This window comes from Sorangium sp. So ce327 (assembly GCF_051530205.1).
Lineage (GTDB): Bacteria > Myxococcota_A > Polyangia > Polyangiales > Polyangiaceae > Sorangium > Sorangium cellulosum_B.
Map to the genome: position 1 here is coordinate 3,561,950 of NZ_CP150330.1, position 25,029 is coordinate 3,586,978.

General features: G+C 72.1%; 21 protein-coding genes. 14 read left to right on the top strand and 7 right to left on the bottom strand.

Annotation, left to right across the window (positions count from 1 at the left end; genetic code table 11):
- Nucleotides 1–2: 2 nt before the first annotated feature.
- From carA to WME95_RS13540, 4 genes are all read right to left on the bottom strand, one after another.
- Nucleotides 3–1,169 (bottom strand): glutamine-hydrolyzing carbamoyl-phosphate synthase small subunit, encoded by a 1,167-nt coding sequence (gene carA / locus WME95_RS13525; RefSeq protein WP_437908816.1) that lies wholly within the window; start codon nucleotides 1,167–1,169, stop codon nucleotides 3–5.
- A 357-nt stretch (nucleotides 1,170–1,526) separates the two neighbouring features.
- Complete coding sequence (locus tag WME95_RS13530) at nucleotides 1,527–3,245, bottom strand: carbamoyltransferase family protein (RefSeq protein WP_437552242.1); 1,719 nt, start codon at nucleotides 3,243–3,245, stop codon at nucleotides 1,527–1,529.
- Between the two features lie 172 nt (nucleotides 3,246–3,417).
- Entirely contained in the window at nucleotides 3,418–4,635 is a 1,218-nt protein-coding gene (locus WME95_RS13535) for a molybdopterin molybdotransferase MoeA (protein ID WP_437552243.1), read from the bottom strand.
- Nucleotides 4,632–5,168, bottom strand: coding sequence for a MogA/MoaB family molybdenum cofactor biosynthesis protein (locus WME95_RS13540; protein ID WP_437908817.1), 537 nt, complete (start codon nucleotides 5,166–5,168; stop codon nucleotides 4,632–4,634). Before WME95_RS13540 ends, WME95_RS13535 begins: the two co-directional genes overlap by 4 nt.
- A 275-nt stretch (nucleotides 5,169–5,443) precedes the next feature.
- Between WME95_RS13540 and WME95_RS13545 the strand changes: the two genes are divergently transcribed.
- The 8 genes from WME95_RS13545 to rodA all read left to right on the top strand — a co-directional run bounded on the left by WME95_RS13545 (nucleotide 5,444) and on the right by rodA (nucleotide 13,981).
- Complete coding sequence (locus WME95_RS13545; RefSeq protein ID WP_437552245.1) at nucleotides 5,444–6,397, top strand: prolipoprotein diacylglyceryl transferase; 954 nt, start codon at nucleotides 5,444–5,446, stop codon at nucleotides 6,395–6,397.
- Nucleotides 6,398–6,925: 528 nt separating this feature from the next.
- A complete protein-coding gene (locus WME95_RS13550; RefSeq protein WP_437908819.1) occupies nucleotides 6,926–7,855 on the top strand; it encodes an RNA recognition motif domain-containing protein in 930 nt (309 codons plus the stop codon).
- 195 nt (nucleotides 7,856–8,050) lie between these two features.
- A complete protein-coding gene (gene rpmG, locus WME95_RS13555) occupies nucleotides 8,051–8,212 on the top strand; it encodes a 50S ribosomal protein L33 (protein WP_012235039.1) in 162 nt (53 codons plus the stop codon).
- Between the two features lie 113 nt (nucleotides 8,213–8,325).
- Nucleotides 8,326–9,360 (top strand): rod shape-determining protein, encoded by a 1,035-nt coding sequence (locus WME95_RS13560; protein ID WP_276598056.1) that lies wholly within the window; start codon nucleotides 8,326–8,328, stop codon nucleotides 9,358–9,360.
- A gap of 149 nt (nucleotides 9,361–9,509) precedes the next feature.
- Nucleotides 9,510–10,367 carry a rod shape-determining protein MreC gene (gene mreC / locus WME95_RS13565; protein WP_012235041.1) on the top strand — a complete coding sequence of 286 codons (858 nt, stop codon included), beginning with the start codon at nucleotides 9,510–9,512 and terminating at the stop codon, nucleotides 10,365–10,367.
- A gap of 4 nt (nucleotides 10,368–10,371) precedes the next feature.
- Complete coding sequence (locus WME95_RS13570; protein ID WP_012235042.1) at nucleotides 10,372–10,896, top strand: hypothetical protein; 525 nt, start codon at nucleotides 10,372–10,374, stop codon at nucleotides 10,894–10,896.
- A complete protein-coding gene (gene mrdA / locus WME95_RS13575; RefSeq protein WP_437908820.1) occupies nucleotides 10,893–12,848 on the top strand; it encodes a penicillin-binding protein 2 in 1,956 nt (651 codons plus the stop codon). The genes WME95_RS13570 and mrdA overlap by 4 nt, the downstream gene beginning before the upstream one ends.
- Nucleotides 12,845–13,981, top strand: a complete 1,137-nt coding sequence (rodA, locus tag WME95_RS13580; protein ID WP_437552248.1) for a rod shape-determining protein RodA — start codon at nucleotides 12,845–12,847, stop codon at nucleotides 13,979–13,981. The genes mrdA and rodA overlap by 4 nt, the downstream gene beginning before the upstream one ends.
- A 32-nt stretch (nucleotides 13,982–14,013) precedes the next feature.
- Here the strand turns inward: rodA and WME95_RS13585 are convergent, their stop codons facing one another.
- The 3 genes from WME95_RS13585 to WME95_RS13595 all read right to left on the bottom strand — a co-directional run bounded on the left by WME95_RS13585 (nucleotide 14,014) and on the right by WME95_RS13595 (nucleotide 17,244).
- Entirely contained in the window at nucleotides 14,014–15,315 is a 1,302-nt protein-coding gene (locus tag WME95_RS13585) for a GTP-binding protein (RefSeq protein WP_437908821.1), read from the bottom strand.
- A gap of 129 nt (nucleotides 15,316–15,444) precedes the next feature.
- Nucleotides 15,445–16,146 carry a PA14 domain-containing protein gene (locus tag WME95_RS13590; RefSeq protein WP_437552250.1) on the bottom strand — a complete coding sequence of 234 codons (702 nt, stop codon included), beginning with the start codon at nucleotides 16,144–16,146 and terminating at the stop codon, nucleotides 15,445–15,447.
- A 93-nt stretch (nucleotides 16,147–16,239) separates the two neighbouring features.
- Complete coding sequence (locus tag WME95_RS13595) at nucleotides 16,240–17,244, bottom strand: rhomboid family intramembrane serine protease (RefSeq protein ID WP_437908823.1); 1,005 nt, start codon at nucleotides 17,242–17,244, stop codon at nucleotides 16,240–16,242.
- A gap of 319 nt (nucleotides 17,245–17,563) precedes the next feature.
- Between WME95_RS13595 and WME95_RS13600 the strand changes: the two genes are divergently transcribed.
- From WME95_RS13600 to WME95_RS13625, 6 genes are all read left to right on the top strand, one after another.
- Entirely contained in the window at nucleotides 17,564–18,226 is a 663-nt protein-coding gene (locus tag WME95_RS13600) for an RNA polymerase sigma factor (RefSeq protein ID WP_272103245.1), read from the top strand.
- The gene (locus WME95_RS13605) at nucleotides 18,223–19,074 is read left to right on the top strand and encodes a hypothetical protein (RefSeq protein WP_437908825.1); all 852 of its coding nucleotides are present in this window, start codon (nucleotides 18,223–18,225) and stop codon (nucleotides 19,072–19,074) included. The genes WME95_RS13600 and WME95_RS13605 overlap by 4 nt, the downstream gene beginning before the upstream one ends.
- The gene (locus tag WME95_RS13610; protein WP_437908826.1) at nucleotides 19,074–19,676 is read left to right on the top strand and encodes a hypothetical protein; all 603 of its coding nucleotides are present in this window, start codon (nucleotides 19,074–19,076) and stop codon (nucleotides 19,674–19,676) included. The genes WME95_RS13605 and WME95_RS13610 overlap by 1 nt, the downstream gene beginning before the upstream one ends.
- Nucleotides 19,677–19,760: 84 nt before the next feature.
- Complete coding sequence (locus WME95_RS13615) at nucleotides 19,761–21,575, top strand: DnaJ domain-containing protein (RefSeq protein ID WP_437908828.1); 1,815 nt, start codon at nucleotides 19,761–19,763, stop codon at nucleotides 21,573–21,575.
- A 160-nt stretch (nucleotides 21,576–21,735) separates the two neighbouring features.
- Nucleotides 21,736–23,565, top strand: a complete 1,830-nt coding sequence (dnaK, locus tag WME95_RS13620; protein ID WP_012235052.1) for a molecular chaperone DnaK — start codon at nucleotides 21,736–21,738, stop codon at nucleotides 23,563–23,565.
- 34 nt (nucleotides 23,566–23,599) lie between these two features.
- Nucleotides 23,600–24,934 (top strand): hypothetical protein, encoded by a 1,335-nt coding sequence (locus WME95_RS13625; RefSeq protein WP_437908829.1) that lies wholly within the window; start codon nucleotides 23,600–23,602, stop codon nucleotides 24,932–24,934.
- Nucleotides 24,935–25,029 lie beyond the last annotated feature (95 nt).

Here is a 25,029-nt window from a genome sequence, read left to right on the forward strand (position 1 = left end):
GCTCAGCTCCTTCCTGCGGTGGGGGTGGCGCGGGGCTCCGCGGCAGCGGCCCCCGCGGTCTTGAGTCGCGAATCGGAGGACCCCTTCATCGCGCCGCAGAGGCGGAGGAAGTCGTCGAACAGGTAGCCCGCGTCCTCGGGCCCGGGCGTCGCCTCGGGGTGGAACTGGACGCTGAAGAAGGGGCGGAGCCGCGAGCGGATGCCCTCGTTGGTGCCGTCGTTGATGTTGACGAACCAGGGCTCCCACTCGGCGGGCAGCGACTCGTGCTTCACCGCGTACCCGTGGTTCTGGCTCGTGACGTAACAGCGGCGGCTCAGGAGGTCCTGCACCGGCTGGTTCACGCCGCGGTGGCCGTACGGCAGCTTGAAGGTGTCGCCGCCGGCGGCCAGCGCGAGGATCTGGTTGCCGAGGCAGATGCCGAAGATCGGCTTCGTGTAGGTCCCGAGCAGGCCGCGCACCGCGGCGACCAGCTGGCCGAGGTCCTTCGGGTCGCCGGGGCCGTTGCCGATGAGGATGCCGTCGGCGCTCTCGGCGAGCTCGGCGATGGGCGCGTGGTACGGGGCGCGGATGACGGTGACCCCGCGCCGCAGGAGCGAGCGGACGATGTTGTCCTTCGCGCCCGCGTCGATGAGGAGCACCTTCAGGGGGCCGCCCTCGTACGTGATGGGCTCGCGGGGCGAAACGAGGCGGAACACCTCCTCGCGCATGTCCACGGCCTCGGCCGAGCGCTTCACCCGCTCCAGGTCCATCTCGGCCGGGCACAGCCAGCCCTTCATCGTCCCGACCTCCCGGAGCCGCCGCGTCAGCGTGCGCGTGTCGATCCCCGTGATCGCCGGGATGCCCTCGCTGGCGAGCCAGGCGCCGAGCGAGCGGACCGCGGCGTGGTGGCTGTAGCGCTCCACGTAGCTCTGGACCACGAGCCCCTGCACCTGGATGCGGTCGGCCTCGTAGGGCCCGTCGACGCTGCCTGCTTTGCGCGGCGCGGGCACGCCGTAGCTGCCCACGAGCGGGTACGTGATCGTCAGGATCTGGCCTCTGTACGAGGGATCCGTGAGCGTCTCGACGTACCCCGTCATGCCGGTGTTGAAGACGACCTCGCCGCTCACCGCGCGCGGGGCGCCGAAGCACCGGCCCGTCATGGTCGTCCCGTCTTCGAGTACGAGCTTCATCCGATTCGCATCCATCCTCTTTGACCGCCTGGGCCGCCGCGGCGCGGACCCTTACGCAGGAGGGGCCGTGAGCGCATGCAGCGCCGTGGGCCCATGGGGTACCAGGTCCGCGCGCAAGCCGCGCGGCGGGCCGGCATCATGCTCGAGGCAAGGCGTCCAAGCACCCCCGGTCGTCGGAGCCGGTTGCTCCGGCGCTCCGTCGAGGTGGGGCAGGGCGCCCGGCGTCCCGTTCTTCCACATGCCGGGGACGCCCATTTGCCGTCCCCTCGCTCCACGTCAACCACGAACTTTCGGCCGCGCCTCCACGGCCGCTTCCGGCGGGCTTTTCGCGGCCTGCCCGGAGCGCGCGCGGTCTGCCTAGAGGGCCGGCGCGCGCTCGAGGTAGGCCCGCTCGAGCACGAGCACGTCCATCTTGGTCCGGAGGAAGCAGTCGAGCGCTTCCTTTGGGGTGCAAACGATCGGCTCGCTCGCGTTGAAGGAGGTGTTCAGGAGGACGGGCGTGCCCGTCTGCCGGCCGAACTCGCTGAGGAGCGCGTGGTAGCGCGGGTTCTCCTGGGCGGTCACCGTCTGGAGGCGCCCCGTGCCGTCGACGTGGGTCACGGCGGGGATCTCGGCGCGGCGCTCGGGCTTGATCTTGTAGACCTTGACCATGAACGGGTCCGGCGAGGTCTGCTCGAAGTAGTCGCCGACGCGCTCGAGGGGCAGCGCCGGCGCGAAGGGGCGGAACATCTCGCGGCGCTTGATCCGCTCGTTCATCGCGTCCTTGATGTCCGGCCGCCGCGGGTCGCAGAGGATGCTGCGGTTGCCGAGCGCGCGCGGGCCGTACTCCATCCGCCCCTGGAACCAGCCGACCACCTTGCCCTCGCTGATCGCCCTGGCGACGCGGGGGATCAGGTCCTCGTCGGGGAGGGTCTCGAACGCGACCTGCTCTTTCCGGAGCAGCTCGTCGATGGTCTCCTGCGAGAAGGCCGGGCCGAAGTAGCTGTGCGTCTGGTGGAAGCCGCGCGGGTTGTCGAGCTTGTGGTGGTGGACGTAGAGCGCCGCGCCGAACGCCGTGCCCGCGTCGCCGGCCGCGGGCTGGATGAAGACGTCGTCGAACAGCCCCTTCGGGCGGATCTTCCCGGCGGCCACGCTGTTGTAGGCGCAGCCGCCCGCGAGGGCGAGGCGCGGCGAGCCGGTGAGGTGCTTCGCCGTCGCGAGCAGCTCGAAGTAGACCTCCTCGAACGCCGCCTGCGTCGAGGCGGCGACCGCCATGAAGCGATCTTCCATCCCGCTCTTCGGGCTGCGGGCAGGGCCGAGCAGGTCGATCAGGCGCTCGGAGTGGATGGGGCCGTAGCGGGGCTCGCCCTCCCAGGTCATCGCGATGCCCTTCGTGTGGTGCTGGAAGTACTCGAGCCCGAGCTCGAACGCCCCGTCCTTGACGCGCACCACCTGCCGGAGCTTGTCGAGCAGATCCGGCTGGCCGTAGGCCGACAGCCCCATGACCTTGTACTCGTCGCCGAACTTGGGGAACCCGAGGTACTGCGTCAGGCCCGAGTAGAACAGCCCGAGCGAGTGGGGGAAGCCGACGTGCCGGAGGATCTCCAGCTTGTTGCCGCGGCCGCGCGCCCACATCGTGCTGACGAAGTCGCCGAAGGCGTCGATGGACAGGACCGCCGCCTCGTCGAAGCCCGAGGGGAAGAACGCGGAGGCGAGGTGCGCGCGGTGGTGCTCGACGCTGTGCGACGCGGCGCGGATGCGCTTCGGGTCGACGCCGAGGGCGGCGCCGAGGTGCACCTTCGGGTCGCTCGCGCCGAGCGAGCCCTTGAGGAGCCCCGCCGGCGAGCGCCGCGTCAGCGCGTAGAGGAGCTTGTCGCCGAGGTGCGCCCTCGTGTCGCGGCTGATCGCGATGTGATCGATGTCCTCGACCCGCGCGCCGGCGGCGCCGAGGCAGTACTCGACCGCCAGCCGCGGGAAGCCCGCGCAGTGCTTGATCCTGCTGAACCGCTCCTCCTCCGCCGCCGCGACGAGCTGGCCGTCGACGAGCAGGGCTGCCGACGCATCGCCGTGGTAGGCGTTGATCCCGAGGATGAGCATGGCTCCGCCATCTTCCGGCGCCCCCGCGCGAGGGTCAAGGTGAGCCCTCGGCCCGGGCGCGGCGTGATGGAGCGCGGGTTCGTGACGTAAATTCGCCGGCCGCGTGGCAATGCTGTGCGCTGGAGGCAATGCCGCGCGCTGCGGGCAATGCGCGGCATTGCGCGGCGCGCGATCAGATCTCCGCGAGGCGGATGGCCTCGAGGCGATCGCCCTCGTCGATGCGCTCCCGATCGGCCGGCACGAGGACGAGCGCGTCGGCCTCGGCGAAGCTCGTGACGGCGCCCGACGCCTGGTTCGCGGCGATGCGGGCGACGAGCTCGCCGCTCGAGGCGTCGAGGCGGGTGCGGAGGAACTCGGCGCGACCGGTCTGGCGCCGGAGCGCGCTGTCGGCGCGGACGATCACGCGGGGCGGCCGCGGCGCCGCGTCGCCCTGGAGCGCGCGGAGCAGCGGCACGCCGAAGAGGACGAACGTGAGCGAGGCCGAGGCCGGATTGCCTGGCAGCCCGAGCACGTGGACGACGCCGCACCGCGAGAGCTCGGCGCGCCCCACCGCGAGCGGCTTGCCCGGCTTGATGGCGACGCGCCAGAAATCGAGCGACACGCCGGCCGCCTCGAGCGCGGGGCGGACGATGTCGTGGTCGCCGACGCTCACGCCGCCGACGGTCACCACGAGATCGGACCCGCGCAGCGCCGTCGACACCGCCTCGGCGGCGCGCGCCGCGTCGTCGGGGACGAACGGCGCGATGCGGACCGCGGCGCCCGCCGCGCGCGCGGTCGCGGCGATGAAGTAGCTGTTCGACTCCGGGATCGTGCCGGCGGGGCCGGGCGAGCCGGGCGCGCGCAGCTCGTCGCCGGAGCACATCACCGTGACCACGGGGCGGCGCGCGACGAGGACGCTCGGGCGATCGAGCGCGGCCGCGAGCGCGACCTTCCCCGGGGTGAGCCGCGCTCCTCTGCGCAGCGGGACGGCGCCCTCCGCGAGGTCCGCGCCCCGGCGGCGCACCCAGGCGCCCGCCCGCGGCGCTTCCTGCAGGGTGATCTCGTCGCCGCTGCGCGCGGCGTCCTCCTGCGGCGCGATCGTGTCGGCGCCGGGCGGCAGCCGTGCGCCGGTGAAGATCCGGCACGCCGTGCCCGGGTGGAGCGCCGGCAGCGGGCGGCCGGCCGCGCTCTCGCCGCGGACGGGCAGCCGGAAGGGCCCGCTGCCCGCGAGGTCGGCCGAGGCGATGGCGTAGCCGTCCATCGCGCTGTAGTCGAAGGCGGGCATCGCGTCGGCGGCCGCGATGTCCTCGGCGAGCACGCGCCCTGCCGCGTCGTCGAGCGGCACCCGCTCGGGGCCGACCGGGGCAGCGGTCGCGAGCAGCCGATCGAGCGCCTCTTCGAAGGGGATCATCCGCGCTGCTCCTCGCCCTGCACGGGCTGCGGGGGCCGGTGGTGGTGTCCGCCCTTGCCGGACGCCAGCGTGACCGCGTGCGCGAGGACGGGGCCGATGATCTGCGTGACGGCGAGCTCCACCGCCTTCGGGCTGCCGGGCAGCGCGATCACCACGAGCCCTCGCGCGACGCCGGCCGCGGCGCGCGACAGGATGGCGTTCGGCCCGATCGCGTCCCAGCTCAGGCGCCGGAACGCCTCGCCGAAGCCGTCGAGCGTCTTCTCGAAGAGCGGCGCGAGCGCCTCGAGGGTCCGGTCGCGCGGTGCGATCCCGGTCCCGCCCGTGGCGACGACCGCGTCGGCCGAGCCTGTGTCCGCGATCTGAGCGATCGCCGCGCGCAGCAGCTCGGGCTCCTCGCGGAGGACGGCGTGGGAGGTCACGGAGAAGCCGGCGCGCTTCAGGAGCTCGCCGAGGAGCTGTCCGCCCTCGTCATCGTCGAGGGTGCGGGTGTCACTGAGCGTCAGGGTGGCGACGCGCACGGGGGAGCGGCTCATGCGGCAGGTTTACGCCTGTCCCCCGCGGTTGGCGAACTCTTCCCGCGGTTGACGAACTCTTGACGACACCGGCGCGACGTCGCGGCGGACTTCGCGCGGGCGCGGTGGCCTCGCGGCGCGGCGGCGCGGCGCTCGACCGGGCGAAGGCGGCCTCGCTGCGTCCCTGGCGCCCCCGCCGCGCTCAGCGCGCCCCCGCAGCGCGTGGCGCGGCCTTGTCGCTCCGACGTCATCGACGGCGGATGGCTTTCGCCTCGTCGCTGCGCTAGGGGAGCGACGTGTCAGGCCCTCTGATCCCTTACATCGAGCTCCCCGAGATCCCGCTCGCTTTCCTGGAGCACATCCCGCTCGTGGGGCAGCTCATCGATCCGGCGAAGCCGCCCTCGATCAAGCCGTTCGGCACGCTGGTGGCGCTCGGCGTCTACATCGGCGCCGTCGTCGCCACGCGGCACGCGCGCGAGCGGCGCCTCGACGAGAAGAAGATGAGCGAGTTCATCTTCTGGGTCGTGGCGGCCGGGTTCATCGGTGGGCACGTCCTCGACGCGATCTTCTATCACCCGCAGCGGGTCGCCCGAGATCCTCTCTACCTCTTCGCGCTCTGGGACGGCCTGTCGAGCTTCGGCGGCTTCACCGGCGCGCTGATCGGCGCCTTCGCGTGGCGCTTCTATCGCCGCGAGCGGATCATGCCCTACTGCGAGGTCGTCAACAGCGCGTTTCCGCTCGCGTGGGTCTTCGGGCGCGCGGGCTGCGCGTCGGTCCACGATCATCCGGGCCGTATCTCCGACGCATGGTTCGCGGTCCAATACCCGCTCGGGACGGGACATGTCGGCCGGTTCGATCTCGGCCTATATGAGTGTGTGCTCGCGATCCCGCTCGCGATCGCGTTCGCGGTGCTCTGGCGCCGGAACCCCCATCGTCCGCTCGGTTTCTATACCGGGATCATGTGCACCGCGTACGCTCCGGTGCGCTTCGCGCTCGATTTCCTGCGCGAGCGGGAGGGCACGGTCGTCGGCGGCGATCCGCGTTATGCCGGTCTCACTCCCGCGCAGTGGGCATGCTTTGGTCTGTTCGCGGTGGGGCTCTATTTCCTGCGCATGGCGGCGCGCGGCGAGCCGTCGAGCGCCGGGGCGAGCCCGCTGGACGGCGCTTCGCGCGTCGCGGACGACGATCCGTCCGACGAGGACGGTGAGGCCGAGGCGCCTCGGGCCTCCCGCGCCCGGGCCGAGCGGTGATCCCGCACCTGGGCGCCTTGGACCGGTCGTTTCGGGTTTCGGGCAGATCCACGCCGCGCGATGCGCTCATCCGCCGGGCGGCGCTGGACCGCTCGGCCCTCCCGAGCGCCGGGTTTCCCGAGCGCCGGTCTGGCGACGCCCGCCTGTGACGGAGCGCGCGCTGCGGGGTCCCTGGTCGCCTGGACCGGCGCCCCGGTCCTCCGGACCGGCGTTCGCGTGAGGGGCGAAGGCGCGGAGGGGGCGCGGAGGGGCGCGGAGGGTCGGCTGACGGCTCCTTCCGGGCCTTCATTTGGCTCGCCCGCCCGTGGCGGGTCCCTTGACGCGCCAGGGGCGCCAGATATCGTGGGGTGGAGTTTGCACCAGAGGGTCGGCCTGCCGACCTTCGCTCGATTGAGCTCGGCCGCTCCTTCCGCCGATGGAGGAGCGACCGAGGCGCGCTCGCGAAAGGCTCCGCGTCATCGACATCGATCACGGAGCGAGTGGACCAAATAAGAGGGAACGCAGGGGCCAACCCCAGGTTTTTCTACAATGGCTGAAGATTCGCGTAAGTTGTTCGTGGCGGGCTTGCCCGACTCCATCACCGAAGACGTTTTGCGGCAGCTCTTCGAGGCCACCGGCGGCAACGTCGTCGAGGTCAGTCTTCCGAAAGATCGCGCGACGGGTCGTCCGCGCGGGTTCGGCTTCGTCACACTCTCGACGACCGGCGAAGCCAACGCCGCGCGCGAGTCGCTCGACGGTTCATTTCAGGGCGGCAAGTCCATCTCGGTCCGCCCCTTCCAGGCCGAGCCGCCGCGGCGCGAGGGGCGCCCGATGGGCCCCGGCGGTGGCCCCGGCGGCGGCGGTCCAGGTGGCCCTGGCGGCGGTGGCGGTATGGGCGGCGGCGGGCTTGCAGCGCCCGATCGCACCCTCTACGTCGGCAATCTCCCCTATGACGCGAGCGTCGAGGAAGTCGAGGGGCTCATCGGCTCGACCGGCGCCGGTCCGGTGGTGCGGGTGCACCTCCCCATGGATCCTGACGGTCGCAAGCGCGGGTTCGGCTTCGTGACGATGGCGAGCGCCGAGGCGGCGCGCGGCGCGATCGATGCCCTGCGCGGCGTGGACGTGCGCGGCCGGCGCCTCGTCGTCAACCTCGCTCACCCGAAGGGGGAGCGGCCGGCGCGCGAGGACCGTCCGGGCGGCTTCGGCGGCGGTGGCGGCGGCTTCGGCGGCGGTGGCGGCGGCTTCGCCGGCGGCGGCGGCGGCTTCGGCGGTGGTGGCGGCGGCTTCGCCGGCGGCGGCGGCGGTGGTGGAGCTCCTCCGCCGCCTGCGCGCAAGACGTTCGATGATCGCCGTCGGCGCGGCGCTCACGACGGGGACGGTCCTCCCGGGGCCGGTGGCGGCGCTGGTGGTGGTGGCCGACGCAGCAACAACAAGAACTGGGATCGCGGCCGCACCGGTGACGACTGGGACGACGAATGAGCGCTCCCGGTTGACAACTGCATCGTTTCTCGTAGGGTAGCGCCCTCCAGACGGGCGGTCGGGCGTCGCTGATCCGACATACGTCCTCTGGTGCCCCCCGCCGGTTGCGGTGCTAGCGCTTCCCGTGCTGCCCGTGCCTAGGTTCAACCAGGGCCGCCTGTTGAAACAGGTCGGCCCTGTCTTCGGAGACCTCCGATGCGCGACATCATCAAGCTGACGTGCGGCAACTGTGGCCGCGCGAATTACCACACGACGAAGAACAAGCGGACGATGACGGACAAGTTCGTCATCAAGAAGTTCTGCCCGACCGAGCGCAAGCACACCGAGCACAAAGAAGGCAAGATCTCGAAGGGCTAGGCCACGCTGCACCGCTGGCCGCTGCCGCCGGACCCGCTCGAGCGGGCGTCTGGTCGGGCTGCTGCGTCCTCCGCGGTGCTCGGCTTAACCTTTTTCCTTTCTAGGGCGAAGCGATGATCTTCGACTGGCTCTACGGCCTGTTCTCGAACGATCTCGCGATCGATCTCGGCACCGCAACCACCCTCATCTACGTGAAGGGCAAGGGGATCGTGTCATGCGAGCCCTCGGTGGTCGCCGTCCAGCGCGATGCTCGCGGCGGCAAGAAGGTGCTCGCCGTCGGCCGCGAGGCGAAGGAGATGCTCGGTCGCACCCCCGGCAACATCCAGGCGGTGCGGCCGCTGCGCGACGGCGTCATCGCCGACTTCGAGATCACCGAGGCGATGCTCCGGTACTTCATCGCGCGCGCACACAACCGCCGCACGCTCGTCAAGCCGCGCATCATCATCTGCGTCCCGTTCGGCATCACCGAGGTCGAGAAGCGGGCGGTGAAGGAGAGCGCCGAGGGCGCTGGCGCGCGCGAGGTCTACCTCATCGAAGAGCCCATGGCGGCCGCGATCGGCGCCGGGCTGCCGATCACCGAGCCGAGCGGCAACATGGTCGTCGACATCGGCGGCGGCACGACCGAGGTCGCCGTGATCTCCCTCGCCGGCATCGTCTACTCGCAGAGCGTCCGCGTCGGCGGCGACAAGATGGACGAGTCGATCATGGCCTACATGAAGCGCAAGTACAACATGGCCATCGGCGAGCAGACCGCGGAGCGCATCAAGATCACGATCGGCAACGCGTACCCGCTCGAGCAGCAGCTCACGATGGAGGTCAAGGGGCGCGACATGGTCGCGGGCATCCCCAAGACGGTCGTCGTCAACTCCGACGAGATCCGCGACTCGCTGAGCGAGCCGACGAACGCCATCGTGGACGCCGTTCTCATCGCGCTGGAGCGCACGCCGCCCGAGCTGGCGGCCGACATCGTCGACAAGGGCATCGTGCTCACCGGCGGCGGCTCGCTCCTCAAGAACCTCGACGTGCTCCTCCGCGAGGAGACGGGGTTGCCCGTGATGGTGTGCGACGACCCGATCAGCGCCGTGGTGCTCGGCAGCGGCAAGGCGCTGGATCACCTCGAGCTCTTGAAAGAGGTCACGATCAGCTGAGGGTCGTCTTCGTGTCCCGCCCGTGAGCACGCCGGCGGGGGTGTTTGCGGCGCGCGGCGAGCCGCCCCGCGCCGGGGTGGGCGCCGCGCGCGGCGTCGAGAGGGGTGGCCTCGCGGGGCGCCTCGTACTACCTGGGTCCGGGAGCCACGGTGAACCTCAAACGCTACCGCGACTTCGTGATCGTGCTGTTGGCGCTCGCGGTGCCGTTCTGGTTCCTGCGCGCCAGCATGCGCGACCCCAAGCAGAACACGGGGGCCGACCGGATCATCATCAGCATCGCGGCGCCGATCCAGTACGCGGCCGCGACGCTGGCGCGCGGGCTCTCGAACCTCTGGGGCGACTACATCTACCTGGTCGACGTCAAGGAAGACAACGCCAGGCAGGCCTCGCAGATCGCCCGCCTCCGAGAGCGGGTGCGGAAGCTCGAGGCGCTCGAGGAAGAGAACCGCCGCCTGCGCAGGCTGCTCGACCTGCGCCAGAGCCTCCGGACCGACGTGGTGAGCGCCCAGGTCGTCGGCAAGAGCACGAACGATTTCTTCCGGGTGGTCCGCGTCACGCTCGATCGCGAGGCGCGGGACATCGGCTCCAACTTGCCGGTCCTCTCCGCGGACGGCGTCGTCGGCACCACGCTGAAGAGCGCCGGCGACACGGTCGACGTGCGGCTCGTCGTCGACGGGGGCAGCGGCGTCGACGTGGTGGTCGAGCGCACCGGCGCGCGCGGCTTCGTCCGCGGCACGGGCGACGAGAGCAAGTACTCCTGCAGCGTCGAGTACGTGCAGCGCACCGACGAGATCGAGGTCGGCGATCTGCTCGTGACGAGCGGCGTCGGCCGGCGCTTCCCGAAGGGGATCCCGGTCGGGACCGTGACGCAGGTCGTCCGCCGCGACTTCGGCATCTACCAGCAGGTGTACGTCGCGCCGGCGGTCGATTTCTCCCGGCTGGAGGAGGTGCTCATCGTGACGACGACGCCCCCGGAGGAGACGCCCCCCCAGGCGCAGCGGAGGTGACGCGATGAGAAACTCCGCGTTCCTGGCGATGGGGGCCGCCCTGCTGATCCTTCAGTCGAACCTGTTCCGGCTCATCGGCAAGCTGAACATCCCGGGCTCCACGCCGAGCCTGCTCCTGCCGCTCGTCGTGTTCATGGGGGTGCACGAGTACTCGATCGCGCGGGGCGCCGCGCTCGCGTTCCTGCTCGGGTACCTGCTCGATCTCTTCACCGGCGCGCCGGTCGGCCTGTTCACCTTCATCACCGTCGCGACCTTCGTCGTCTCGCGGGCGGCCGGCGTGCGGCTCGCCGCGCAGACGCTCCTCACGAAGATCGCGCTGGCCTTCGTCTTCGGCCTCGTCGAGGGGGTGCTCATCGTGATCCTCACCGCCATCTTCGGGGGCGACGCGGCGCGCACCCGCGCGCTCGCCCGGCTCGTCGCGCCGCACGCCATCTCGACGGCCCTGTTCGCGCCGTTCGTCTTCCGGCTGGCCGAGCGCGTGCACCAGGCGACGATCAACGTCCCGCGGCCAGGGGAGAGCCCGCGGTGAGCCTGCTCGTCCAGCGCTCCGACGTGAGCGAGTTCCGTCGGCGCTTCCGGTGGATCGCGCTCGGCATGGTCGTCGGATTCATGGTGCTCCTCGGGCGCCTGTTCTACCTGCAGATCCTCGAGGTCGACGAGAACAAGGCCATCGCTCGCGAGAACATCGTTCGGCGCGTGACGCTCGCGACCACGCGCGGGATCATCCGGGACAAGAACGGCAAGGTGCTCGCGGCCAGCCGGCCGTCGTACAACGTCTACGTCGTCCCGCGGCGCCTCGACATGGAGACGATCTGGCCGAAGCTCGTCGAGTACCTCGGCATCGGGATCGAGGAGCGCGCGCGGCTGGAGGCGCTGATCACCTCGATCCGCGCCGACGAGGGCCCGCGCAAGAACCAGCAGATCCTGCTCAAGGAGGACATCTCGCGCGACGCCGTGGCGACCTTGGCGACCCACGACGCCGAGCTGCCGGGGGTCGACGTGGTGCCCGTCCCGGTGCGCTACTACCCGTACGAGGAGGTCGGCTCGCACGTCCTCGGCTACATGGCCGAGGTGGACGCCGAGCGGCTCGCGTCGCTCCGCAGCGTCGGGTACATCGAGGGCGATCGCATCGGCGTCACCGGCATCGAGCGCGCCTGGGAGAGCTACCTGCGCGGCACGCGCGGCTGGGAGAAGGTGCTCGTCGACGCCAAGGGGCGGCGCAGGACGGGCGGCGACGGGATCATCGAGGAGCCGCGGCGGGTGGACCCGATCCCCGGCCGCGATCTCCGGCTGACGCTCGACGCCGACATCCAGAAGGCGATCGACAAGGCGATGCGCGGCGAGCTCGCCGGCGGCGTCGCGGTCATCGACGTGCGCACCGGGCGGATCCTCGGGCTGTACTCGAAGCCCGGCTACAACCCGAACGCGCTCTCCGGCGGCTCGGGGAAGCAGGTCATCCGCGACGCGTTCCGGAGGCTCTACTCCGATCCGCTGAAGCCCGCGCTCGACAAGACGCTGTCCGGGGCGTACCCGCCCGGCTCGACGTTCAAGCCGTTCACCGCGCTGGCGGCGCTCGAGAAGGGGCTCATCGATCCCCGCCAGTCCTCGCGGTGCCGGGGCGCGCTGACGTTCGGCAAGCGCACCTTCCGGTGCACGCACGTGCACGGGCCGGTCGCGATGCAGCAGGCGATCGCCGAGTCGTGCAACGTCTACTTCTACCGGCTCGCGGCGGAGTACGGCGTCGGCATGGACGTCATCGCGGAGATGGGCCAGCGCTACGGGCTCGGCGCGCGGACGGGGCTCGGCATCAACGCCGAGGCGGGGGGCAGGATGCCCACCCGGGCGTGGATGACGCTCCGGAACAAGGGCCAGTTCCGCCTCGGGTTCGGCCTGAACGCGGCGATCGGCCAGGGCGCGACGACGGTCACGGTGCTCCAGCTCGCGCTCGCGTATGCGGCGCTCGCGAACGGCGGCACGCTGTACCAGCCGCAGATCGTGCGGGCCGTCGAGACGAGCGCCGGCACGGTCGTCCAGGAGTTCACGCCGCGCGTGCGCCGCCAGATCGACATCCGGCCGGAGAACCTCTCCCTCGTGCACCGCGCCATGGTCGCCGGCGTGAACGAGGAGGGCGGCACGGCGTTCAAGGCGCGCGTCGCGGGCGTGGAGATGGCGGGCAAGACGGGGACCGCGCAGGTCTCGCACCGGCTCACCCGCGGCGTCGAGGCCGAGCGGGTCTGGTACTTCAACCGCGAGCACGCCTGGTTCGCCGGCTACGCGCCGGCGCGCTCGCCCGAGGTCGCCGTGGTCGTGCTCGTCGAGCACGGCGGCACGGGCGGCAAGCACGCGGCGCCGGTCGCCTTCGAGGTGGTCCGCGCGTACCAGGAGCTCGCGAAGGAGCGCCGCGGCGGCCCGAACGAGGGGCCGCGCGCGGGCAAGAGCAGCGCGGGCCGCGCGCCCGCCGCGTCGGGGCGCACGCCATGATCCGGGGTGACTCTCTCTCTGCGCGCGATCGCGATCATTTCGACTGGCCGCTCTTCATCGCCGCGGTGGCCATCGCGGTGCTCGGCGTCGTCAACCTCTACAGCGCGACGAGCGTCTACTCCGGCGCGCGCGCGGAGCTCTACATCAGCCAGGTGTACTGGCTGTTCATGGGCGGCATCATCGGCGGCGTGCTGATCGCGGTCGACTACCGGCACCTCGAGCGCCTCGGCTACGTGCTCTACACGTTCGGCGTCTTCTCGCTGGCGCTCGTCTTCGTGCTCGCGCGCGACGTGCGCGGCTCCGCCCGGTGGATCGAGTTCGGCGCGTTCCGGTTCCAGCCCAGCGAGTTCATGAAGGTGTTCCTGGTCATCGCGCTGGCGAAGTTCCTGCACGACGATCCGCGCAACGAGGGCCGCACCCTCCGCGATCTGGCGATCCCGGCGGCGCTGACGGCGGTCCCCGCGCTCCTCGTGCTCAAGCAGCCCGATCTGGGGACGGCGCTCATCCTCGTGTTCGTCTTCCTGACGATCGCGGCGGTCACGCGCGTGCGGTGGAGGAGCGCGGCGCTGTTCGTCGTGTCCATCGCGGTGGCGATCCCGATCGTCTGGGAGTACGTGCTGCTCGACTACCAGCGCGCGCGCGTGCTCGTGTTCCTCCACCCCGAGGAGGATCTCCTGCACCGCGGCTGGCACGCCCACCACTCGCGCGTCGCGATCGGCAACGGCGGCCTGTTCGGCAGCGGGTACCTGCGCGGCACCCAGAACCAGTTCCTCTTCCTGCCGGATCAGTTCACGGACTTCCCGTTCCCTGTCTTCGCCGAGGAGTGGGGGTTCGTCGGGTGCATCGTCCTCGTGTGCCTCTACGCGTTCCTCGTCGTGTGGGGGATCCGCATCGCGTCGATGGCGAAGGATCGCTTCGGCGCGGTGCTCGGCGTCGGCTGCGCGGCGATCATCTTCTGGCACGCGGTCATCAACCTCGGCATGACGTCGGGCGTGCTGCCCGTCGTCGGCGTCACGCTGCCCCTGTTCTCGTACGGCGGATCGAGCGTGACCACGGTGATGGTGGCGATCGCGCTGCTCATGAGCGTGTCGATGCGCCGCTACTCCGGCGTCGCCTCGCTCGATCGGCTCTGACGGCGCGGCGAGCGTGCGCCCGCCGCGTGGGCTCAAATCGCGCTCTCTGCGAGCCGCGCTTCGAGGACGAACGCGAAGGCCTTGAGCGCGTCGCGCTCGGTGATCTCGCCGCCCGCGCGCGCTCTGCGGACCACGGCGCGAAAGCCGAGGTAGCGGCGCCCGTCCAGGCCGAGCAGCGCCGGCACCGTCGCCGGATCGCGCGCCGCGCCGCTCGATCCCGCGAGCTCCGCCGCTTTGTCGAAGATCCCTGCGACGAGCGCGTCGCAGCGCTCGAGCGCGACGGCATACCGCTCCGCGGCGATCGTCGCCTCGATCTCCGCGATCGCCTCCCGCTCGGCGGTCGGCCAGAGCGCGACGAACGAGAGGCCCGGCTGGGCGAGGTGCCTCGTCGCCGCGGACGGGCCGTCCGCGCGCGCGGTCGCCGGGGCGTCCGCCGGCGCGGCCAGCCTCCGGGCGGCGAGCCGCAGCGACGGCGGGAGCCCGCGGCTCGCCGGATCCCTGACGCCGGCGCTGCGCGGCGCGAGCTCGCCGCCAGGTGACACCGCCACGCCGGGCGCGGCGGCGCCCTCGCTCGGATCGCCGATCGTCGAGTCCGGCGGCATCGTCGACCACGGCTTGCTGGGCGGCGCGAGCCGCGAGATCACCGCGTCGAGCGGCGCCGACGGCGGCGGCGACGCGTCACGCAGGGCGGTGGCGAGCCCGCCCTCGATCGCGTCGAACCCGCCCAGACCTCTCCCCATCGCGTCGGGCAGGCGGCTCTCGAAGGCGCGCAGGACCGCGGCGCTGATCTCCTCGAGCCCCTCGTAGAGGCCGAGCCCCGTCTTCGCCGACGTGGCCAGCGAGAAGACGCGGGACGGGTTCAACATCGCGTCGAGCTCCGAGAGCGGCAGCAAATCGGGCAAATCGCGCTTGTTGTGCTGGAAAATGTGCGGGACATGCTCCAGCGCCCGCCCCTGCTCGGCGAGGTTCTCGCGCAGGTTCTCCATGCTCTCCATGTTGGCGTCGGCGCGAACGGCCTGCGAATCGCTGACGAACACGATGCCGTCGGCGCCCGTGAGCACCAGCTTCCGGGTCGCGTTGAAGTAGACCTGCCCTGGCACCGTGAAGAGCTGGAGCCTCACGTTCATCCCGCGCAGCTGCGGGAGCCGGACCGGCAAGAAGTCGAAGTAGAGCGTTCGATCGACCGGCGTCGCGAGGGAGACGAGCTTGCCGCGGTACTCGGGCTTCGCCGTGGCGTGCAAGTACTCCAGCGTGGTCGTCTTGCCGCCCAGGCCGGGCCCGTAATAGACGACCTTGAAGACGAGCTCGCGCGACAGTGGGTTCACCGACGCCATGGGCGGCGGCGACGATACACGAAAAGGCGAACGGGAGCGCCGGGGTGTGCGCGGGCACATGAAAGCCGGCCGCGCGCCCCGCGCGCCCGCCAGGGCGGGGCACCGGAGGCGCGGCCGGCGGGCGCGCCGTCAGCGGAGGCCGACGAGCGGCTCGAACTTGTCCTTCTGGCCGATCTGGAGCATGAGCGCGACCTGGCCGCGCTGCGCCTGGAAGTAATCGAGCCGCAGCCGGTGCGTCCCCTCCGTGAGGCGGGCCTCGCCGTCCACGGTCTTCGCGCTGTGGACTCCGTCGTTCGCGACCACGCGCTTGTCGTCGATGTAGAGGACCGCGCCGTCGTCCGAGGTGAGCCTCAGCTGGAACACGCCTTCCTGGGGCGCCTTGAACTCGCCCTCGAACCGGATCGCGAACCACTCGTTCTGCGCGAGCGCGCCCGGGAAGCCGCCGGAGAAGTCCTGCGACTTCACCTCGAACTTGTCCGTGAACAGCACAGCGAACGGCACGAGCCCGTCGAAGGTCGGGAGCTTCTGGGTGTTCTCGGGGATCACGTACGCGAGCCCCCGGAAGGCGCCGCCCTCCCCGTTGCCGAACGCGTTCGGGGCGGTGATGCGCGGCGCGTTGTTCGTGGGCAGGCGCCACTTCGGGGTCCTGCGCCGCTCGGGCTCCGGGTCGGGCTTGGCCGGCTTGCGCGTCCGGGAGGTCTTCTTGGCGGGCGGCGGGGGCGGCGGCGAGGCCTCTGCCGGCGTGTTGCCGCTCTGGATGGTGACATGGCAGCCGCTGAGCAGAGACGCGGCAAGCACGCACGAGGCGATGTGCGACGAGGTTCGGACCATGACGTCTCCTGAGAGGGAACGGACGGATTGGCCCGCCCCCACGTGAATGCGAGGATGGCGCTTAGACGTTCGAGCCGTGCGCCGCAATCAGCGTCACGTCGCGTCAGGAGCCCCCGGCACGAGCGAGCCAGCCGGTCGAGCCCCGAGCGCGTCGAGCGCGTCTTCGGGGAGCCCGTTGGCTTGGCCGTGCAGCGCGGGCCCGGGCGCCTCCTGCCGCGCGTTCCCGTCGAGCGATTCCGCGGCGCGCCAGACCGGCGAGCGCTGGGCGAGCGCGAGCGCGGCGAGGCAGGCGAGCACGCTGGCGAGCGCGCCGGCGTTCATCACGCCCTCGTACCGGCCCCGCGCGGGGCCCGCGTAGGTCAGCCCGAGCAGCGCGCCGCTCACAAGGCCCCCGATGTGCGCGGCGTTGTTGATGCGGATGCCCGTGCTCGACGCGTTCACGACGAAGCCGAAGAGGACGATGTAGAACACGGCCTGGAGCGCGAGGTCCTTCCATCGCGGGTCGCGGCGGCGGAGCAGCCAGCCGAGCAGGAGGCCCATCACGCCGAACACGGCGCCGCTCGCGCCCGCGGTGCACACGACCTCGGGCTGCACGAAGAGGTTCCATGCGGCGCTCGCGCCGAAGCCGAACAGGCCCGTGAGCACGTACGCGATCGCGAACCGCGCCGAGCCGACGGCGGGCTCGGCGGCGCGGGCGAGCATGCCGAGCGTCACCATGTTCATGCCGAAGTGGAGGACGCCCATGTGGACGAAGACCGCGGAGAGCAGCCGGAACGGCTCGAAGGGCACGCCGGGCGCGAGGAGGAGCGCGCCGAAGCGGAGGTAGCTCGACGTGTCCCACGCCGAGAGGAGCCCGAGATCGCGGGAGTGCGCGGCCATCAGCTGGCCGACGAACACGAACGCCGTGAGCCCGCCCAGGATCTTGGTCGCGAGCAGGCTTCGCCCGTCGAGGCGTCCTCGGGCGGGCGCGGCGTGGGCGGGAGGCGCGAGGAGCGGCGCGCCGCAGCGGATGCAGCGGCTGAAGTCGCCGCCGTTGAGGGCGCCGCAGCGCGCGCAGTGCTGCGAGCGCCTCCGTTCTCCGGACGGCCCCGCCGTCACAGGGCGGCCCCGAAGCGCTGCCCGGCGCCGGGGTGTGGGGGGGACCTGAACGCTGTATCGAGGGTCACCTGGGCTCCTTTCACGCCGGACGCTCGGCGTGGAGGCCGGCACAATGTGGCGGCTCCTGGCCGTAAGGTCCACGGGTTTGGGCCGTTGTCGAGGGGTGAATGCCGTGGCCCTCCCGCGTTCGGTTCCGCCTGTCGCTGGCGAGCCGCCGCGCGCCCTCCTCGCGGGGGGCCCGCGGCGGCTCGCCGGCGGCGCGCAGGCGCTCCTTCCCCGCGGGGCGCGCCGGCCGGAGAGGGGCGCGAGGCGGACACCGGTGCGCTCCGTTCTGCGTCCGGGTATCGTCGCCGCTGTGACGGCGGTGGCAGCAGCGAGGCCCGATCTCGAGGCGGAGCGCCTGCTGTGCGAGCGCGCGGCGCAGGGCGATCGCCTCGCGCTCGGGCAGCTGCTCCGCAAGTACGGGCCAGCGCTGTACCGCGCGGTGCTGCTGCCCCGCCTCGGCTCCGACGCGGCCGCGCAGGACGCTCTGGCCGAGACGTACGCGCGCGTGATCGAGCGGTTCTACCAGTTCCAGTGGCAGAGCTGCGGCATCTATCCCTGGCTCCGCGTCATCGCGCTGCGCATCGCGCTCGACATGCTCCGCGCGCGCCGCCGCGAGGCGCTCTTCGAGCCCGAGGATCTCCAGCGCGAGATCGACGCCGCGGAGACCGACCTCACCGCGCGCGGAGAGGCCGAGCTCTGCGAGAAGCGCGATCTCGCCGACGCGCGGGCGCGCGTCGAGGACGCGCTCGGGCGCCTCAACCCCCGTTACGCCGAGGCGATTCGGTTACGGGTGCTCGACGAGCGCCCCCGCGACGAGGTGGCCCTCGCGCTCGGGGTCAGCGTGGCGACGTTCGATGTCGTCCTGCACCGCGCCATGACCGCGCTGAAGAAGGCGCTCGCCGCGCCGCGCGCGGAGCGCAAGGAAGGAGCGCGATGAAGCCGCGGCCGCCCTCGGATCCGCGCTCGCCGCCGGCCGGCGACGGGCCCCTGGAGCGCCGCGCCGGCGCGGATCGCGGCCGGCGGCTCGCGCTCGTCGTGCCCGGCGCGGAGCCCGTCGCGCCTGCGTCCGACGACGAGCTGGGCGCGGCGCGCGCGCTCGCGGAGGCGCTCGATCGCGGCGAGGTCCCGCTCGCGGACGCGCTCAGGGCGGCGGCCCGCCCCGCCGGGCTCGACAGGGCGGACCACGAGGCGCTGCTCGCGCGCGCGCTCGGCGACGAGGGCGCGCCGCCGACCAAGGCCGAGCTGCGCGCCGCCGAGCGCTTGCGGGAGGCGCTGGAGCCCCAGGCCGCGTCCGGCGGCGGACCGGGGCGCGGCGGCTCCGGCGGCGAGGGCGCGCTCGGCTCGCCTGACGCGCGCGACGAGCTCGCGGAGCTCGCTGTCGCGCTCCGGGCCGCGTGGCGTCCGGCGGCGCTCCCGGAGCTCCCTGGGCGCGCGCTCATCGACAGGGCCTTCCGCGCCTCGCCCGCGCGCGGCCCCCGGCGCATCGCGCCGGTGACGATGGCGGCGCTCTCGACGCTCGCCGCGGCCGCGGCGGCCGTGGCGCTGATCGTCGGCCAGATCAGCGAGGAGCGCGCCTCCGTCGCGCGCGCGCCCGGGGCCGCTGCTCCGGCCGCGGCGCTCGCCGAGCGGCCCCTGCTGATCGAGGCGCGCTCGACCGCCGCGCTCTTCGATCCGGCCGCGCCCTTTCCGCGGGAGGGCGGTCAGACGGAGCGGATCGATCGCATCGCCGCCGCGCGCGCGTCCGATCTGCGCCAGAACCGCTACGCGGCGTGGGGGGTGCGCTGATGCGGGGCCCGCGCCTCGTCGCCGTCTGCCTGGGGCTCTTCGCGGCGGCGCACCTCGGGTGCGCCCCGGGCGACGAGCGGGCGCGCGCTGCCGGGGGCCAGGGCGATCCGGCGTGCGCGTGCGCCCCGGCCCAGGTCGTCGATCCCACGCTCCTCGCCTTCCTCTCGAGGGCGCGCGCGGCGCACCATGCCGCCGACGTCGCGCTCGGCGCGGGCGATCGCGCCGCTGCGCTCCGCGCCCTGGAGGGGATCATCGCCGCGCCGAGGCCGCCGGGGGCGCCGCCGGAGGTCGCCGAGGTGACGGCGGATACCTACGCCCGGCTGGCGGAGCTCCGGAGCGAGGCCGGCGAGTTCGACGCCGCGGCGCGCGACATCGACGCGGGCCTCCGGTTGGCGCCGGCGCCCTCTCATTATCAAGGCCACCTCTACGAGGTCGCGGGCGTGGTCGAGGAGCGCCGCGCGAAGGCGCTCGAAGCGAAGGGGGATCGCGAGGCGGCGACGCAGGCCCGCGCGCGGGCGGTCGGGCTGCTGGAGCGGGCGATCTCGATCCAGGACCAGGTGATCACCGAGGCGCTGGCGGGCCCCGGGGAAAAGCCGCGCTGAAGGGCGCGCTCGCCGTGGTCTGCAATTGCGACGGGCGCGCGTTCGTCGCTAGACTCGAGCGCGAGGGGGCCGCTGCTCGACCCGATGACGTTCCGTGTTCCAAGGCCGAAGCCCGGGTACGATCTCAAATCGCTCCCGCTGAAACCCGCGGAGGCGTTCCTCCTGTCCCGCATCGACGGCGTCCTGACGGATCGGGATCTGTCGTTGATCACGGGAATGTCGCACGTCGATACCGTCGAGGTGCTGCGCCGCTTGCGCGACCTCGGCGCGATCCTCCTGGACGGGGACCCCTCCGGACAGCCTCCGCCGCGGGACGCCGCGCGGCGCGCGGCCGCGGTGGATCCGGAGAAGACGATGCCGTCCGGGTCCGAGTCCGCTCCGCTCGGCCGGGACGCGCTGCAGCAGATGGAGTCCCTGCCGCTCTACGATCCCGCCGAGCTCGACGAGCCGGTCGAGCTCGCCCCCGACCGGAAGCGGCGGATCCTCGACCTCTACTACCGCCTCGAGGATCTCAGCTATTACGCGCTGCTCGGCGTCGCGGATCAGGCGGACAAGAAGCAGATCAAGAGCGCCTACTACCAGCTCGCGCCGGAGTTCCATCCGGACACTTACTTCCGGAAGCAGCTCGGCTCCTACAAGCCGAAGATCGAGGCCATCTTCACGCGCATCACGCTGGCGCACGACACGCTGACGTCGAAGCAGCGGCGCGCCGAGTACGACGCGTACCTCGAGCAGTCCCACAAGAACCGGACGATGGCGGCGCTGATCGAGCAGACGCCGCGCGACATCGCCACGATAACGACCGCCGTCGACGCCACGGTGCGCGCCGCGTTCGCCGATCCGCGCGACATGGGCGCGTCGCCCGGACGTTATTCCTCCGAGCGCGCGCCCGCAGGGCAGGGCGCGTCCGCTGTGTCCTCCGGCGCCGCCGCGCCGGTTCAGCCGTCGCCGGCGCAGCCGCCCGCAGGAGGAGGCTCGCCCGACAGCGGAGGCGCGCCGGCGCGGAGCGCAGCGCCGGCCTCGCCTGCCGCGCCTGCTCCCACCGCCAAGGACCGGCGTGAGACGTTCGCGCGCAAGCTCACCGGAGGCTTGAGGCGCCCTCCGCCGGGGGCGCCCTCTGCGTCGGTGGCCGCTGCGTCCGGGGCGGCTGCAACGCCGGCCGCGGCGACGGCTGCGCCTCGGGTGGCCACCCCGCCGCCTGTGGCGACGGCTGCGCCTGGAGCGGCCGTCGCGCCGGCTGTGTCGGCAGGCGCCCCTGGGGCGCCGCCGAAGACCCCTTCCGGCGTGCGTTCGCCGGAGTCGATACGGGCGGTCGAGGCGCTCAAGGCGCGTTACGAGAACGCCCGCAACGAGGCGCTCCGGAGCCAGATCGCGCGGTACTCCGACGTGGCTCGGGCCGCGCTCGATCGGAGCGAGTTCGCGAGCGCGGCCAACGCGTACCGGATCGCCGCGTCGCTGGCTCCGGAGGACGCCGAGCTCCAGAGGGCGTCGGCCGAGGTGGAGCGCCTCGCGGCGGTGGCGCTGGCGGACGGGTACCTCAAGCAGGCCGAGTACGAGGCACAGAACGGCCGCTGGGTCGAGGCGGCGCTGAGCTACGTGAAGGTGTGCAACGGCCGCCCGGACGACGCCGGCGCGCACGAGCGGGTCGCGCACGCGACGCTCCAGGCCGGGGAGAGCTCGCGGCGGGCGGTGGAGTTTGCGCGGCGGGCGGTGGAGCTCGTGCCCACCTCCGTGGAGTACCGGATCACGCTCGCGCTATCGTACGCGGCCGCGGGGCTCGCGAAGAGCGCGGCCGGCGAGCTCGAGCGCGCCGCCGAGCTCGCAGGGAACGATGGTAGGCTGCGCGGTCTCGTCGCGCAGGCGCGCGAGCAGGCCAAACAGCAGGGGAAGCAAGTCTAGCGCCGGCCCTTACAGAAGGCGCGCCGGCCTCGGGAAGGCCCGGGGCGGCGCCTTCCGCATGGGCGGCGCACGATTGGCCCGCTCGGCTCCGCGAAACGGTCTAGCATCGTGGCCTCAGCGGCCGTTCGGGCCGAAGATCACAAGAGGAGCAGCGGCATCGATGGAGCGTGTCATCGGCATTGACCTTGGCACCACGAACTCGTGCGTTGCCATCGTCGAGGAGGGCGTCCCGACCGTCATCCCGAATCGCGGTGGGTACAAGACGACGCCGTCCATGGTCGCGATCACCGAGGCCGGCAAGCGGCTCTGCGGGCACATCGCGAAGCGGCAGGCGATCACCAACGCCGAGAACACGGTCTACGCCGCGAAGCGGCTGATCGGCCGGAAGTGGTCGTCCCCGCAGGTGAAGAACGCGATCCTGACCGCCTCGTACAAGATCGTCGAGGGGCCGCACGGCGACGTCCGCATCCAGCTGCGCGACAAGACGTACTCGGTCCCCGAGATCAGCGCGATGGTCCTCCAGGAGATGAAGCTGTTCGCCGAGGACTACCTCAACGAACCGGTCTCGAAGGCGGTCATCACGGTCCCCGCCTACTTCAACGACAACCAGCGGCAGGCGACAAAGGACGCGGGCCAGATCGCGGGGCTCGACGTCATCCGCATCGTCAACGAGCCGACGGCTGCAGCGCTCGCGTACGGGTTCGGCAAGAACGTCGAGAAGACGATCGCCGTCTTCGACCTCGGCGGCGGCACCTTCGACATCTCCGTGCTCGAGATCGGCGCGGGCGGGGTCTTCAAGGTCATCGCCACGGCGGGGGACACGTTCCTCGGCGGCGAGGACTTCGACGCGCGCGTCATCGACTGGCTGGTGCAGGGCTTCAAGGAGCAGCACGACGTCGATCTGCGGCAGGACCGGATGGCGCTCCAGCGGCTCAAGGACGCGGCCGAGAAGGCGAAGTGCGAGCTGTCCAGCGTCCTGGAGACCGAGATCAACCTGCCGTTCATCATCTCGAGCGCGCGGAACGAGGCGCTGCACCTCCAGCGGACGCTCTCGCGGGCCACGCTGCAGGAGCTGTGCGAGGACCTCGTCGAGCGGTGCATCGAGATCTGCAGCCAGACGCTCGAGGACGCGCGGCTCGACCGCGACGAGATCGAGGACGTCGTGCTCGTCGGCGGCATGACGCGCATGCCGAGGGTGCAGGAGGCCGTCCGCGACTTCTTCGAGCGCGAGCCGTGCAAGGGGGTGCACCCCGACGAGGTGGTCGCGCTCGGCGCGGCGGTGCAGGGCGCCGCGCTCGTGGACGAGACGAAGCAGATGATCCTGCTCGACGTCACGCCGCACGCGCTCGGCATCATGACGTTCGGGTCGAACTTCGAGGAGCTCATCCCGCAGAACACCACGGTGCCCACGAGCCGGTCGAAGATCTTCACGACGAGCCGCGACAACCAGACCGCCGTGAAGATCCTGGTCATGCAAGGCGAGCACCAGAAGGCGACGGACAACGAGCTGCTCGGCGAGTTCATCCTCACCGGCCTGCGCCGCGCGCCGAAGGGGCAGGTCGAGATCGAGGTCACGTTCGAGATCAACAGCGACGGCATCGTCTCGGTGAGCGCGAAGGATCTGGAGACGGGCCAGCAGCAGTCGATCCAGGTCACCGCGTCGAGCGGCCTCACGAAGGAGGAGGTCGGCGAGATGATGGAGGCGGCGAAGGAGTACCTCGTCGATCGCCGCGCGAGCGACCAGTTCGAGGGCGTCCGGCAGGAGGCCGAGAAGCTCATCGCCGAGATCGAGCGGATGTTCCCGCAGGTCGAGCAGATCGTGGCGTCCAGCGACTTCGGCCGCGACGCCATCGGCAAGGCGCGCGGGATCGTGGAGCGCTCGCGTCAGGCCATCGGCCGGCGCGACGCTGCCGCGGTCAAGGAGCAGATGGAGGCGCTCTCGCGCACCCACCGGATGTTCAAGGGTGTCGTAGCCAGGCCACAGGGGTGAGGGATGGCCGCGATGAGGGAAGACGATGCGGTCGGTGCCGCCTGACTCCAAGACCCTGGACTCCTCCTGGGGGCTCGACGAGGTGGACGAGCTCGAGGACACCCAACCGGTCGCCTCGGAGGAGCTCCTCGCGCTCGCCGAGCTCGCCCGCGAGGAGAGGGGCTCACCCCGCATGGAAACCCCGCCCGCCGGCACGCCTCTCCAGCCGGACGGCGAGGGCAAGATCACGCTCCCGCCGCCGATCCCGGTCAGCGACTACGTGGCAAAGATGATGACCCGCCGCTCTCACTCGAGCTCCGAGATCACCGCCCAGCGGCAGCGCCCTCCGGAGGCCTTTCCGCCGGAGGGGTATCCGCCCGTCCCGCCGCCGCGCAGGACGATCCCCTGGGAGCCGCCGCCAGGCTCCTCGTTCTCGGGCAAACACGGCGCTTCCGGCCGAGAGGCGGCGCGGCTCGGCCTGGAGTGCGACGAGCCCGGGGTCCCGTCGCGGCCCGGCGGGCGGATGGGGTTCGGATCGCTCGACGCCGAGCGCGACTTCGGGTCGGAGCTCGACGACGATCTCCTGCGCGAGCCGAGCCCGTCGTACCCGCGCAGCTTTGGCGAGATCGACGTCTTCGGCGGTCCGCCTGTCGATGCGCGGGACGTCCACGTCCCCCCGGCGGCGAAGGGGCGCGTCCCTCGTCCGGACGACGGCGGGCCGCTGGGCATCGATTTCCGCCTCGATCTCGGGTTCGAGGAGCCGGGCCCTCCGATGGACGAGCCGCCGATCACGCCGCCGCCCGGCACGCTCCGTTACGGCCTGCTCGTGGAGGACGACGAGCCCGCTTTTCGCGGCGGGACGGGGGCGCTCGCCGGTTCGACCTCGTACAGGGTCTCGGGCGAGGCGCAGGGCGCGGCGCGCGCTCCGCGCCGATCCGAGACCGAGCGCGCGCCCGCGGCCGTCGCGAAGGTCGACAAGGGGGTTCATTCACGCGCGACCGAGCCCCAGCTGAGCGCCCAGGGGCCGCGGGAGCAGATGCAGCACCGGTTCGATCAGGGCGATTTCGGCGGCGCGCTCATCCTCGCGGAGGGCCTGCTCGAGGAGAACCCGAAGGACTGGATGGCGCGGCAGTACGCGGACAGCTGCGTCGAGATGCTCCGGCAGATGTACCAGTCGCGCCTCGGGGACGGCTCGCGCGTGCTGCGGCTCGCGGTGTCGCCGGATCAGCTCCGCTCGCTGAACCTCGATCACCGCGCGGGCTTCCTGCTCTCGTGCATCGACGGCTACAGCTCGATCGACGAGATCCTCGACGTGTCGGGCATGCAGTCGCTCGAGGCCCTGCGGCTCCTGTACGAGCTCGTGCAGGAGGGGATCGTCTGCAGCGTCTAGGCGCCGGCCTCGCCTGACGTCGCGGCGCCGCCTCATCGCTCCGAGCGGACCGCCGCGTCCCCAGACCCGCCTTTCCGTGATGCCGCAAGCTCGCT